General features: G+C 72.1%; 12 protein-coding genes. 3 read left to right on the plus strand and 9 right to left on the minus strand.

The features are described from left to right. Positions 1–235 precede the first annotated feature (235 nt). Together STRCI_RS02505 and STRCI_RS02510 are read right to left on the minus strand one after the other, a co-directional pair. Positions 236–1,789 (minus strand): acyl-CoA synthetase, encoded by a 1,554-nt coding sequence (locus STRCI_RS02505; RefSeq protein ID WP_269657137.1) that lies wholly within the window; start codon positions 1,787–1,789, stop codon positions 236–238. After that, on the minus strand, positions 1,786–2,895 hold the full coding sequence (locus STRCI_RS02510) for an NAD(P)H-dependent flavin oxidoreductase (protein ID WP_269657138.1): 1,110 nt from the start codon (positions 2,893–2,895) through the stop codon (positions 1,786–1,788). Before STRCI_RS02510 ends, STRCI_RS02505 begins: the two co-directional genes overlap by 4 nt. A gap of 168 nt (positions 2,896–3,063) precedes the next feature. On the opposite strand from STRCI_RS02510, the gene STRCI_RS02515 reads away from it, so the two are divergent. Beyond that, on the plus strand, positions 3,064–4,827 hold the full coding sequence (locus STRCI_RS02515; protein ID WP_269657139.1) for a serine hydrolase domain-containing protein: 1,764 nt from the start codon (positions 3,064–3,066) through the stop codon (positions 4,825–4,827). A gap of 37 nt (positions 4,828–4,864) precedes the next feature. Here STRCI_RS02515 and STRCI_RS02520 read toward each other — a convergent pair whose 3' ends face one another. The 5 genes from STRCI_RS02520 to STRCI_RS02540 form a co-directional block, all read right to left on the minus strand. Then, positions 4,865–5,080 (minus strand): hypothetical protein, encoded by a 216-nt coding sequence (locus STRCI_RS02520; RefSeq protein WP_269657140.1) that lies wholly within the window; start codon positions 5,078–5,080, stop codon positions 4,865–4,867. Positions 5,081–5,310: 230 nt separating this feature from the next. After that, entirely contained in the window at positions 5,311–6,135 is an 825-nt protein-coding gene (locus STRCI_RS02525; protein ID WP_269657141.1) for an NAD(P)H-binding protein, read from the minus strand. Further along, positions 6,132–7,019 (minus strand): alpha/beta hydrolase, encoded by an 888-nt coding sequence (locus STRCI_RS02530; protein ID WP_269657142.1) that lies wholly within the window; start codon positions 7,017–7,019, stop codon positions 6,132–6,134. The genes STRCI_RS02525 and STRCI_RS02530 overlap by 4 nt, the downstream gene beginning before the upstream one ends. A 20-nt stretch (positions 7,020–7,039) precedes the next feature. Continuing rightward, on the minus strand, positions 7,040–7,492 hold the full coding sequence (locus STRCI_RS02535) for a nuclear transport factor 2 family protein (RefSeq protein WP_269657143.1): 453 nt from the start codon (positions 7,490–7,492) through the stop codon (positions 7,040–7,042). Next, positions 7,489–7,977 (minus strand): nuclear transport factor 2 family protein, encoded by a 489-nt coding sequence (locus STRCI_RS02540; protein ID WP_269657144.1) that lies wholly within the window; start codon positions 7,975–7,977, stop codon positions 7,489–7,491. Before STRCI_RS02540 ends, STRCI_RS02535 begins: the two co-directional genes overlap by 4 nt. 130 nt (positions 7,978–8,107) lie before the next feature. Here STRCI_RS02540 and STRCI_RS02545 point away from each other — a divergent pair, with 130 nt between their 5' ends. Next, positions 8,108–9,025 (plus strand): LysR family transcriptional regulator, encoded by a 918-nt coding sequence (locus STRCI_RS02545; RefSeq protein ID WP_269657145.1) that lies wholly within the window; start codon positions 8,108–8,110, stop codon positions 9,023–9,025. 12 nt (positions 9,026–9,037) lie between these two features. On the opposite strand, the gene STRCI_RS02550 is transcribed toward STRCI_RS02545, so the two are convergent. Beyond that, on the minus strand, positions 9,038–9,889 hold the full coding sequence (locus tag STRCI_RS02550) for a helix-turn-helix transcriptional regulator (RefSeq protein WP_269657146.1): 852 nt from the start codon (positions 9,887–9,889) through the stop codon (positions 9,038–9,040). Between the two features lie 54 nt (positions 9,890–9,943). Between STRCI_RS02550 and STRCI_RS02555 the strand changes: the two genes are divergently transcribed. After that, positions 9,944–10,753, plus strand: a complete 810-nt coding sequence (locus STRCI_RS02555) for an SDR family NAD(P)-dependent oxidoreductase (RefSeq protein WP_418953303.1) — start codon at positions 9,944–9,946, stop codon at positions 10,751–10,753. Positions 10,754–10,783: 30 nt separating this feature from the next. Here STRCI_RS02555 and STRCI_RS02560 read toward each other — a convergent pair whose 3' ends face one another. Beyond that, positions 10,784–12,361, minus strand: a complete 1,578-nt coding sequence (locus STRCI_RS02560; RefSeq protein ID WP_269657148.1) for a phytoene desaturase family protein — start codon at positions 12,359–12,361, stop codon at positions 10,784–10,786. Positions 12,362–12,537 lie beyond the last annotated feature (176 nt).

Consider the following 12,537-nt stretch of genomic DNA (forward strand, 5'->3'; position numbering starts at 1 on the left):
CACCACGGTGACCAGCCAGTGGGCGAAGACGGCGACGTAGCCGAGTCCGGCGGCCTCTCCTGGTCCGGTGCGTACGCCTTGAAGCCGGGCTCCGCGCCCGCGTCGCCCAGGGTGCCCGACTCGCCCCGCAGCAGCGCCGATACGACGGGTTCGGCGGAGGTGAGCGGCAGCAGGGCGACCGCGGGCCGGCCAAAGGGTGACGTCCGGGCCGATGCCTACGACGAATTGCGGGTGGTCACATCGTCCGGGCGCGTCCCTCCCAGTACGGGTCCCGCAGCCGTCGCTTGTAGAGCTTGCCGTTGGGGTCGCGGGGCATCTCCGCGACGAAGTCGACGCTCTTCGGGCACTTGAACCCGGCGAGCCGTGCAGCGCAGTGGGCGAGGAGGTCGGCGGCGAGGTCGGGGCCCGGGGTGCGGCCGGGGACGACTTCCACGACGGCCTTGACCTCCTCGCCCCAGTCGTCGTGCGGGATGCCGAACGCGGCGGCGTCGGCGACGGCCGGGTGGGCGAGCAGGACCGACTCGATCTCGGCGGGGTAGATGTTCACCCCGCCCGAGATGATCATGTCGATCTTGCGGTCGCGCAGGAAGAGATAGCCGTCCTCGTCGAGCAGGCCGAGGTCGCCGACGGTGAAGAAGTCGCCGATGCGGTTCTTGCGGGTCTTGGCGTCGTCCTTGTGGTAGGCGAAGCCGCCGGTGCTCATCTTCATGTAGACGGTGCCGAGTTCACCGGGCGGCAGCCGGTTGCCGTCGTCGTCGAAGACCGCGAGCTCGCTGATGGGCCACGCCTTGCCGACCGTGCCGGGCTTCTTCAGCCAGTCCTCGGCGGTCGCGAAGGCACCGCCGCCCTCGCTGGCCGCGTAGTACTCCTCCACGCAGCTCCCCCACCAGTCGATCATCGCCCGCTTCACATGGTCGGGGCAGGGCGCGGCACCGTGGATGGCGTGCCGCATGGCGGACACGTCGTAGCGGTCGCGCACCTCCCGTGGGAGGGCCAGCAGCCGGTGGAACTGGGTCGGGACCATGTGGGTGTGGGTGCACCGGTGGGTGTCGATGAGGCGGAGCATCTCCTCGGGCACCCACCTGTCCATCAGCACCAGCCGGTGCCCGATGTGCAGGGAGGCGCCCGCGAACTGGAGCACGGCCGTGTGGTAGAGCGGCGAGCAGACGAGGTGCACGTTGTCGTCGTACGGCTTGATGCCGAAGATGCCCAGGAAACCGCCGAGATAGGCCTCCTCGGGGAGCTTTCCGGGCAGTGGGCGGCGGATGCCGCGGGGGCGGCCGGTGGTGCCCGAGGTGTAGTTCATGACCCAGCCGAGGGTGCGGTCCTCGGGCGCCGACTCCGGTTGTCCGTAGAGGAGTTCGGCGTACGGCCGGAATCCCTCGACGGCGCCGACGGCGTAGCGGTGGGTGGCCGGGAGCCCGGCCTCGTCGGCGGCCCGGCGGGCGGGCTCGGCGAACCGCTCGTGGGCGATGAGCACCTTGGCGCCGGAGTCGGCGACGATCCAGGCGATCTCGGGGGCGACGAAGTGGTGGTTGACGGGCACGAGGTAGAACCCGGCCTGGCTGGCGGCGAGATAGGCGGTGAGGAACTCGGTGCTGTTCGGGAGGACGACGGCGAAGGCGTCGCCGCGTTCCAGGCCCGCCGCGCGCAGTCCGTGGACGAGTCGGTTGGCGGTCGAATGCAGTCGGCCGGCGGTCCACTCCTCGCCGTCCGGGGCGACGAGGACCGTGCGGTGGGGTGCGCGGGCCGCCTGGGCCCAGAAGCCGATGGGGGGTGCGCTGGTCACTGGCCGCTCCTTCCGGCGATGCGGTTGACGCGGTCCACGGCCCGTTCGAAACCCCGGGTGAGGTCGTCGAAGACGGCCTGGACACTGCGTTCGCTGGTCATCCGGCCGACGATCTGGCCGACGGGTGTGCCGAGCAGCGGCTCGACCTCGTAGCGCTGGATGCGGGAGACGGCCTCGGCGACGAGGAGCCCCTGGAGGGGCATGGGGAGGGTGCCGGGTCCGGCCGGGTCATCCCAGGCGTCGGTCCACTCGGTGCGCAACTGGCGGGCGGGCTTGCCGGTCAGGGAGCGGGAGCGGACCGTGTCGCCGGAGCCCGCGGCGAGGAGCTTGCGGGTGAGGGCCGGCGAGTGGAGGTCGGCCTCGGTGGTGGTCAGCCAGAGAGAGCCCAGCCACACTCCCTGGGCGCCGAGCGCCAGCGCCGCCGCCACCTGTCGTCCGCTGCCGATGCCGCCCGCGGCCAGGACGGGGAGCGGGTCGACGGCGTCGACGACCTCGGGCGTGAGCACCATGGAGGCGATCTCGCCGGTGTGGCCGCCCGCCTCGTAGCCCTGGGCGACGACGATGTCGATGCCCGCCTCCTGGTGCTTACGGGCGTGGCGGGCGCTGCCCGCGAGGGCGGCGACCAGGACGTCCTGGTCGTGAGCGCGGTCCACGACGTCGGCGGGCGGTGAGCCGAGGGCGTTGGCGAGCAGTCCGATCGGGTAGTCGAAGGCGACGTCGAGCTGGGTGCGGGCGACCTGCTCCATCCAGCCGGTGATCCGCCAGCCGGACGCCTCGCCCTCGGCGAGTTCGGGCACGCCGTACTTGGCGAGGGTGTCCTGGACGAAGGCCCGGTGCTGTTCGGGGATCATCGCCTCGACGTCGGCCTCGCTGACGCCTTCCACCTTCTTCGCCGGCATCACGACGTCCAGCCCGTAGGGCTTGCCGTCGACATGGGCCTCCACCCAGTCGAGGTCGCGTTTGAGGTCGTCGGGGGCGGTGTAGCGGACCGCGCCGAGCACTCCGAAACCCCCGGCCCGGCTGATGGCCGCGGCGACGGCGGGGAACGGGGTGAAGCCGAAGACGGCGTGCTCGATTCCCAGTTGCTTGCTCAGCTCCGTCTGCATGGGCGCAGGATGCCGGAGTCCTGCGGAGGACGGAAGGGGTTCTCTGATGGTCCGTCAGATTCAGGTTCCGGGCGCCTGGTTGACACGGCCCCCGTCTGACAGGAAAGTTTCAGCGCGCAAGGTGATCCCGGAAAGATACTTTCAGGCGGACTCGCGGGAGGAACCTCGATGACCGACAGCAGACGCGGCCTGACTCGGCGTCAACTGACCGGAGGAGCCCTGGCCCTGGGCGGCGCCCTGGCCCTCGCCCTCTTCCCGGCAGGCCCGGCGGCAGCCGCCACCAGCCGCGGCACCCTGAGGTACGGCTCGCCGGAGCGGGCCGGACTGCTCCCGGCCCATCTGCGGCAACTCGTCACCGACGCCGAGGCGTTCCTCGGCGCCTCCCCCAAGCACCCCTGGTACGCGGGCGCCGTCCTGCTCGCCGGGCGGGGTGGCACCGTGGCGCTGCACGAGCCGATCGGGATGGCGGTGCGCTACTCGGCGTACGACGAGAAGACCGACACCGGCGTCGAACTCCCCGCCGACGAGCGGATCCCGATGGCGAGGGACACCGTCTTCGACCTCGCCTCGGTCTCCAAGCTGTTCACCTCCCTGCTGGCCGTGCAGCAGATCGAGCGGGGCACGCTGGACCTGGAGGAGAAGGTCGCCGCCTATCTGCCGGAGTTCGGGGCGGCGGGCAAGCAGGACATGACGGTCCGCCAACTGCTCACCCACACCTCGGGGTTCCGCGCCTGGATCCCGCTGTACAACGCTCCCACCCACGAGGAGAAGCTCCGGCTGATCTGGAACGAGGCCCCGCTCAACCCACCGGGCACCCGCTACCTCTACTCCGACCTGAACCTGATCTCGCTCCAGCTGGTGCTGGAGAAGATCACCGGCCGTCCGCTGGACGCCCTGCTCCACGAGGAGATCACCGGCCCGCTCGGCATGGACCGCACCCGCTACAACCCGCCCGCCGACTGGAGACCACGGATCGCGGCCACCGAGGACGCCCGCAAGCCCTGGTCGGGCCTCGACCGGGGGCTCGTGCGGGGCGAGGTGCACGACGAGAACGCCTTCAGCCTCGGCGGCGTCGCCGGCCATGCGGGTGTCTTCTCCTGCGCCTGGGACCTGGCGGTGCTCGGCCGGACCCTGCTCAACGGTGGCGCGTACGGCCGCACCCGCGTCCTGGAACCGGAGTCGGTGGAGCTGATGTTCACCGACTTCAACACCGACTTCCCCGGCGACGAGCACGGTCTCGGCTTCGAGCTCTACCAGCACTGGTACATGGGCGCCATGGCCACCCCGCGCAGCGCGGGCCACACCGGGTTCACCGGCACCTCGCTGGTCCTCGACCCGACGACCGACTCCTTCCTGGTGGTGCTCGGCAACTCGGTCCATCCGGTGCGCAGTTGGCGGTCCGGCTCCGCACCCCGGGTCGCCGCCGCCAACCATCTGGCCCGGGCCGTACCGGTCCGCCCGCGCCATGGCCGTACCGCCTGGTTCTCCGGCATGGCGAATGCCGCCGCGGCCACGCTCGCCCTCCCCGCGCTGGACACCTCGGAGAGCGGGGCGCGGCTGCGCTGCTCGCTGTGGTGGGACACCGAACCGCAGGCGGACGCCCTGGTCCTGGAGACCTCTGCGGACGGCGGGGCGAGCTGGCAGCCGGTGCCGTTCACCACCCTCCGTCCGGGCGGACGGCCCGAGGAACGTCCGTCGGGGTCGGTCACCGGCTGGTCGGGCCGCGTCTGGCACCGGCTGACCGCGCAGCTCCCGCCCGCCCCTCGGCTCGCGGTGCGCTGGCGCTACGCCACGGACCGGCTGTACGTGGGCCGGGGCGCGTACGTCGACGGACTGCGCGTCGAGGACGCCGACCGCGTCCTGTTCGACGAGGCCCGCCCGGCGGACGCGGCCCGGATCTCGGCGTCCGGCTGGACGGCGGCCACCGACTGACGGCCCGGCGGGTGGTGGCGGACCACCGTGGGACCTTTCAGGGCCCCCACGCCTCCGGTCCGCCGCCCTGCCAGTCGATCAGCGGGGACTGCACGACGTCCATCTCGTCCCAGTCCTGCAACCCGGCCTCCTGGACGAACGCCGCGACGTCGAGCAGGCCGTAGGCGATGCCGACGTACCGGCCGCCGATGCGGACGCGCCGACCGCCGTCCGCGGCAGGCGGCAGGACCGCGACTGGGTGATCGGTGACCATGAGGCCAGCGTGCCGGTCGGGTGGACGGCGCGCACGGCGGGGTGCTCCACTCGCATGGACGACGCTCGGCAGCGGTCGTGGCGGGCGGCGCCCTCGGCGGTCGGCTCCCGCCCGACGGCCTTGCTGTTCTCCTGCACGATGGTCACCAGGTCCGCTACCGGCGGGTGGCCGGGACAGGCACGCTCCATCCAGTCTTCGGATCATCAGGAGCCTTCGTCGCGTCGAGGGGGCTAGGGAGCGGCGAAGCCGTCGCGGTGGGCGAGGGCCCAGTGGCGGAAGGAGCGGGGCGGACTGCCGGTCACCTGCTGCACCGTGGGATAGATCCGGGACTCGTCGATGGTCCCTTCGGCGTAGAAGCTGAAGAAGGCGTCGATGTACTCCTGCGGGATGCGCCCGGTCATGTCCTTCCGGGCCTCCTCGTCCGTGAGGGCGTGGAAGCGCAGATCGCGGTCGAGCACCTCGGCCAGAACGGCCAGGCGCTGGGCGGGGAGCAGCCGTTCCGGCCCGCTCAGCTCGTGGACGCGCTCCTCGTGACCGGGGTCCAGCAGCGACCGGACGGCGACGGCGGCGATGTCGTAGGGGTCGACGGAGGCGATGGGAACGTCGCCGAAGGCGTCCTTGACGACGTCGCCCGCGCGCAGTTGGGGCAGCCAGCGCAAGGCGTTGGACATGAAGGCGTTGGGACGCAGGAACGTCCAGGGCAGTCCGGACTCACGGACCGCCGTCTCGGAGCGGATCATGTACTCCGACACGGCGTTGCGAGTGTCGGTGGCGACGGCGGCCAGGCTGGACAGCAGCACCACCCGTGCCACTCCCGCCCGCCGCATCCTGGCGAGCAGGCCCGGCATGTCGTCGTAACCGGGCAGCAGGAACACCCCTTGGACGCCGTCGAGCGCCGGGGCGAGCGAATCCGGATCGTTCAGATCGCCGACGGCCTGCGCGACCGGCAGTTCGACGGTCCTGCGGACCAGTGCGCGGGCGGGGTGCCCGGCGCGGACGAGGGCCTGGACGACTTCGCCGCCGACCTGGCCGGTGGCTCCGGTGACGAGGATCATCGCAGGGACCTGCCGAAGTGCGCGGCCACCGTGTCGGCGGCGAGGGTGACCTGCGGGTCCTGGTCGTAGAAGTCGAACTGGGTGCCCTCCGTCCAGAGGATCTCCCTGGGGCCGGCCAGCCCCGCGTAGAAGCGCCGGGCGCCGTCGGGGATGGCGGCGTCCACGCTGTGGACCAGCTGGGTGGGCCGGGTGATCCGGGGTGCCAGGGCGATGGAGTCGTAGGTGAGCCAGTCCTCCCAGGCCATCACGGCGAAGCGGTTGGGCCAGGACGGGACGGCGCCGCGTTCGGGGTTGAGGTAGAAGTCGATGTCGTAGGGCATGGCAGCGCGTTCGTCGGTGGCGCTGACCACGGGCACGTAGTCGATCGCGCCGGTCCGCGCGAACCGCGCGCGGGCCTCGCGGGCGAGCTTGATCTTCTGGGCCACCTCGTCCGCGCCGCCGTAGGCGTCCGCGCAGATGGCGGCGTCGTGCAACCAGGGGGCGACCAGGGCGAGGGAGCCGATCCGGGGGTCGTGGGCCGCGTTGTCGGCCATGTACATCGCGGCCGCGCAGATGCCCAGGGCGCCCAGCCGGTCGGCGTCGACCGACGGGTGGGAGGCAAGGAACGTCACCGCGTCATGGATGTCCAGGACCTTGCGGGCCGGATTCTCCACATCCCGTGGTTCGCCGCCGGACTCGCCGAAGCCGGTGAAGTCGAAGGACAGGGCGGCATATCCGCGGTCGGCCAGTGCTTCGGCGTACCGGTCGGCCATCAGCTCCTTGACGCTGGTCCAGGTCCCGGCCACCACGACCCCGGGCGCCGTGGTCCCGCCGTCGGGCAGGAACAGGTTGCCGGTCAGGGTGGCTTCGGCGCCGGGGAAGGTGACCTTGTGCTGGGTCGTCACGAACAGTCCTCTCAGGGTGGTCAGTCGGCGTAGGTGAGTTCGGCGCGGGTGATGGCGGCGCCGGACACCGTGAAGGCGTAGTGGGCGGCGAACCCGTTGCTGCCGCCCGGCGCGAAGGTCACCAGCAGCTTCTGGTAGCCGGGGCGGCTCTCCACGACGGCGTCGACCGTCAGCGCGCCGCCGATGACCTCGCGGTCGGCCCAGCCGCGGATGGCGTCACGGCCGGCGAAGACGCGGCCGACGTCGATCACCTCGGCATCGACGGCGAACGAGGCCACCAAGGCGTCGCGATCCTTGCGGTTGACGGCTTGGACATAGGCGGTGACCGGTTTCAGTACGTCGCTCCTCGGCACGGCTGAACGGGGAGTGGCCGATGTCGAGGTCGAGGGGCCGTCGGACCCGGAGTCCTTCGACGCGCAGGCGGACGCGAGGAACAGGGCGGCCAGCAGGGCGGCGCCGGGCCGGCGGATCATTCGGGGGCCCTCGCCGCCACCAGGTCCTTGTTGCCGTCGGCCCACACCGCGTTCATCACCACGCCGCTGATCTTCCAGTCCCCGCCGACGCGGACCAGGGCGAAGCGGTAGGTGCCGCCGAGCGTCCACAACGGTGCCCCGAACGGGGCCGCCAGCCGGTGGGTGGCCTGGAATGACGCGGTGCACACCGCGGTGTCGCCGGCCAGCGTGACCAGCTGGTTGGTGATCATGTGCTGGGTCGCGTCGAGTCGGCCCAGCGACTGGGACCACGCGTCCACGATCTGTTCCGGCGACAACAGGGCCGGTTCGCCGCCGTTCATGCTCGTGTAGTCGAGCCGCACCTCGTCGGCGAACACGGACTTCAGCGCCTCCCACTCGCGCTGGTCGGAGTGCCACGCCATGCGCGTGCAGACCTCGACCACGGCCTGGCGGTCCGCGAGGCGGCGCACGTCCGCGTCGAGGGTGGGACGGTCGCTCGTACGCACTGGGTCTCCCTGTCTTGGCTTCGGCGGCTTGCCCGGACAAGGAGATTCTGGAGGTGGCGGCGGTGCCGGAGGAAACAGTGAAATCTTGTGCCGGGCACCGCAAATCGCTGTGGCGGTTGCGGTGTTGGACGTGAGCGACATCGACCTGCGCCATCTGCGTTCGTTTCTGGTCGTGGCCCGGCAGCGGTCCATCACCGGCGCCGGGGCCACGCTCCATCTGACCCAGCAGGCGGTCTCGACGCACGTACGGCAGTTGGAACGCTCCCTGGGCGTCGACCTGTTGGTGCGCACCTCGCGCGGAGTGCTGCTGACCGCCGCCGGAGCGGAACTCGTCGCCGGGGGCGGGACCGTCATCGACGACGTCGCCCGTCTCGCGGCACGAGTGCGCGCCGCGGCGAACGCCCAGACCGGCACCCTTCGTCTGGCCTGCTGCCCCGCCGCCACCACGCTGTTCGCCGTCGATGTGGCCGACGCGCTGGAGGCGGCGGTCCCCGGTCTGCGGGTGTCGCTGAAAGGGGCTCGGACCCCCCGGCAGGAGCTCGGTCTCCTCACCGACGGACAGGCGGACGCTGCCTTCATGTGGCTGCCGGTCGGTGACGTCGGGGTGCACACCGCGGTCGTCCGCAGCGATCCCCGAGCCGTGGCGCTCTCCACCCGCCATCCCCTGGCCGACCGTCCCAGCCTGACGCTCGCCGACCTCGCGAACGATCCGGTGCTGCGTCCCGACGTTCTCACCTCACCGGAAGCCGAACGGTTCTGGCTCGCGGACCCGCGGCCCGACGGCCGCCCGGCACCGTACGGCCCGGTCGTGCCCGCCGTGGAGGACTGCCTGCTCGAAGTCAGCCGCGGTCGCGGTGTCTGGTTCGCCCCGCAACCGCTGCACGCGCTGCTGCCCGACGGCAACGTGCGCTGGATCCCGGTCACGGACGCGGAGCCCCACGACCTCGCGGTGGTGTGGCCGGACCACGCCCCCGAGCCGCTGATCACGCGTCTCATCGCCGAGGTGCGCGCCGTCACCGGCCACGGTCGCCAACTCCACGCCGCCTGAGGGCGGGAGAGGTCAGCCGGGTACGTCCATGCGCTGGGTGCCGAGGACCGAGAGCAGGCGCAGTGCCTCCTCGGAGCGTGAGCCCGGCTCGGCGGTGTAGATCACGACGCGCTGGTCGAGGTCGGTGATGTCCAGCACATCGCAGTTGACCGCGACCGTTCCGACCAGCGGGTGTTCGAAGGTCTTGCGCAGGGCGGGCCTGCTGATCACACAGTGCCGGTTCCAGAGCGCGGCGAACTCCTCGCTGCCCGCGACCAGTTCGGCGACCAGACCGGTCACGTCGGGGTCGTTCGGGTAGCGGGCCGCCGCGGCGCGCAGGTCGTTGGTGGCCGCGGCGCCGAAGTCACCCGCGTCGGAGATGCCGTACAGCGGGCGTCCGTCGCGGTAGGGGCCGAGGAAGCAGCGGCGGATCAGATTGCGGTCGCGGCGGGAGAGCGCGGAGAAGTCCTCCATGAGCGCGGCGGCCAGCTCGTTCCAGGCGATGACCTCGTAGGTCGCCGAGAGCACGATCGCCGCGGCCTGCGGCAGCCGGGCCAGCAGGTCGACGATGCTCTGCCGTACCTCCCGGGAGGGTCCGGGCGGTGGTCCTGGCGGGGTCCCGGCGAGGTGGTGGAGGTGATCGCGCTCGGGGTCGGACAGGCGCAGCGCGCGGGCGAGCTGGCCCAGCACCTCGCGGGACGGGTGCGGGCCCCGCGCCTGTTCCAGGCGGGTGTAGTACTCGGTGGAGATGTACGCCAGCTGGGCCACCTCCTCGCGGCGCAGCCCGGGGGTGCGGCGGCGCGGCCCGGCGGGCAGGCCCATGTCGGCGGGGGTGATGCGCTCGCGCCGGCTGCGCAGGAAGTCGGCCAGTTCTCGTCGGTCCACACTCCCAGTGTGCGGGGGCGCCGGAGAACGCAGCCAGGTCCTGGCGATGCCTGGATGCGCATCGGGCCCGGTCGCAGGCTCTACGGCATGACTCACACCACCAGCACATTCCTGCTCGCCGACAAGGTCGCCTTCGTCACCGGTGCCGGACGGGGCATCGGCGCCGCGGCCGCCCGGCTGTTCGCCCGCGAGGGCGCCCGGGTCCTGCTCGCCTCCCGCACCGAGGACCAGCTCAAGGCGGTCACCGAGGAGATCCGGGCCGCCGGGGGCACCGCCGACCACATCCGCTGCGACCTCGCGGACCCGGACAGTCTGCGCGCCGCCGTGGACCGGGCCGTAGAGCTGTACGGCAGGCTCGACATCGCCTTCAACAACGCCGCGACCGCCCAACAGCCGGGCCCCATGGACCAGTTGCCCGAGCCCGACTTCGATCATGTCTACACGGTCAACCTCAAGGGCGTCTGGCTCGCCATGAAGGCCGAGATCACCGCCATCCGGGCCACCGCGGGGCAGGGGGCGATCGTGAACACCTCCAGCGTCGGCAGCCTGATGGCCAACCCCTGGCTGCCCGCGTACGGCGCCATGAAGCGGGCGGTCGACAGCCTCACCGCGTCCGCCGCCGCCACGTACGGCCCGGAGGGCATCCGGGTCAACGCGATCGCGCCGGGCACCACGCTCACCGAGATGCTGTACGAGTGGGACGCGACGGCGCCCGGCACCATCGACCAGTTCAACGCCCGGACGCCGCTCGGCCGTGCCGCCGCCCCGGAGGAGGTCGCCGAGGCGGCCGCCTGGCTGCTGAGCGACCGCGCCTCCTATGTCACCGGCACGGTCCTGCGGGTCGACGGCGGCATGCTGGCCTGACCGCTCAGGCGTCGCCGACCTCCGGTCCGCTCAGGCGTCGTCCCGCTCCAGCACGGCCATCGCCGCGTTGTGCCCGGGCACGCCGCTCACTCCCCCGCCGCGCACCGCGCCCGCCCCGCACAGCAGGACGTTCGGGTGTTCCGTGGCGACGCCCCAGCGGCCGGTGCCCTCCTGGGTGTGGGGCCAGGACAGGTCGCGGTGGAAGATGTTGCCGCCGGGCAGCCGCAGATCGCGCTCCAGGTCCAGCGGGCTCTTCGCCTCGATGCACGGCCGCCCCTCGGCGTCCGTCGCCAGAACGTCGGCGAGCGGTTCCGCCAGGTGGGCGTCGAGCTGCGCGAGCGTCGACTTCAGCAGTTCCTCGCGAACGGCGTCGTTGTCCCGCGCGAAGAGCCGGGCCGGCGTGTGCAGCCCGAAGAGGGTGAGGGTCTGGTAGCCGCGCTCGACGAGGTCCGGGCCGAGGATCGTCGGGTCGGTGAGGGAGTGGCAGTAGATCTCCGAGGGCGGGGCGGCGGGCAGTTCACCGGCGGCGGCCTGGGCGTGGGCGGTGGCGAGCTGTTCGTAGCCCTCGGCGATGTGGAAGGTGCCGGAGAACGCCTCGCGGGGGTCGACCGAGGTGTCCTTGAGCCGGGGCAGCCGCTTGAGCAGCATGTTCACCTTGAGCTGGGCGCCCTCGGCGGGCTCTGGCGCGGTGCCACCGGTCAGCGCGGCCAACTCCTGGGGGGAGGCGTTGACCAGGACGTGCCGGGCGGTGGCGACGCCCTCGCCGTCGGCGGTGCGGTAGGTGACCTCGGCGGTCGTGCCGTCGGTTTCGATGCGTACGGCCTCGTGGCCGGTGGCGATGTCGGCCCCGGCCGTGCGGGCCGCCGCCGCGAGGGCGTCGGTGAGGGCGCCCATGCCGCCGACGGGCACGTCCCAGTCGCCGGTGCCGCCGCCGATGACGTGGTAGAGGAAGCAGCGGTTCTGCTTGAGGGAGGCGTCGTGGGCGTCGGCGAAGGTGCCGATGAGGGCGTCGGTGAGGACGACGCCGCGCACCAGGTCGTCCGCGAAGCGGTCCTCGACGGCGACGCCGATCGGCTCCTCGAACAGCAGTCGCCAGGCCTCTTCGTCGTCGACGCGGCGGCGCAGCTCCTCGCGGCTGGGCAGCGGTTCGGTGAGCGTGGGGAAAACCCGCTTCGCGACCTCCCCGGTCAGTCCGTAGAAGCGCTGCCAGGCGGCGTACTCGCGCTCGCCGCCGGTGAGTCGCGCGAACGCCTCCCGGGTGCGCCGCTCGCCGCCGCCCACCAGCAGGCCGGTGGCCTCTCCGGCCCGCTCGACGGGGGTGTACGAGGAGATGGTGCGGGCGCGGACGCGGAAGGTGAGGCCCAGGTCCCGCACGATCTTCTTGGGCAGCAGGCTGACCAGGTAGGAGTAGCGGGACAGCCGGGCGTCGACGCCCGCGAACGGGCGGGTGGAGATGGCGGCGCCGCCGGTGTGGTCCAGGCGCTCCAGCACCAGCACGGACCGGCCGGCCCGGGCCAGATAGGCGGCGGCGACCAGGCCGTTGTGGCCACCGCCGACGATGACGGCGTCGTAGGCGCGATGTCCCGGGTGTCCCTCGTGTGCAGGCATGGTTCTTGGTAACACGGGATGATCTAGGTCGGCCAGGGCTGCGGAGCGATCAGGTCCGACAGTGGATCGATCAGGTCCGGTTACGGTCGATCAGGTCCGGTCGTCCGGCGGAACCGGGAACCGACGGCCCCTCGGATCCCGTTCTTGTTTCTGAGGTCACTCGGTCACCGGGCGCA

Origin of the sequence: Streptomyces cinnabarinus (assembly GCF_027270315.1) — a bacterium.
Classification (GTDB): domain Bacteria; phylum Actinomycetota; class Actinomycetes; order Streptomycetales; family Streptomycetaceae; genus Streptomyces; species Streptomyces cinnabarinus.

Excerpts from the sequence above, each read along its gene's own strand:
- STRCI_RS02525 (WP_269657141.1), bottom strand. The coding sequence starts at position 6,135 with ATGATCCTCGTCACCGGAGCCACCGGCCAGGTCGGCGGCGAAGTCGTC.
- STRCI_RS02535 (WP_269657143.1), bottom strand. The coding sequence starts at position 7,492 with ATGATCCGCCGGCCCGGCGCCGCCCTGCTGGCCGCCCTGTTCCTCGCG.
- STRCI_RS02515 (WP_269657139.1), top strand. The coding sequence starts at position 3,064 with ATGACCGACAGCAGACGCGGCCTGACTCGGCGTCAACTGACCGGAGGA.
- STRCI_RS02510 (WP_269657138.1), bottom strand. The coding sequence starts at position 2,895 with ATGCAGACGGAGCTGAGCAAGCAACTGGGAATCGAGCACGCCGTCTTC.
- STRCI_RS02560 (WP_269657148.1), bottom strand. The coding sequence starts at position 12,361 with ATGCCTGCACACGAGGGACACCCGGGACATCGCGCCTACGACGCCGTC.
- STRCI_RS02520 (WP_269657140.1), bottom strand. The coding sequence starts at position 5,080 with ATGGTCACCGATCACCCAGTCGCGGTCCTGCCGCCTGCCGCGGACGGC.
- STRCI_RS02555 (WP_418953303.1), top strand. The coding sequence starts at position 9,944 with ATGCGCATCGGGCCCGGTCGCAGGCTCTACGGCATGACTCACACCACC.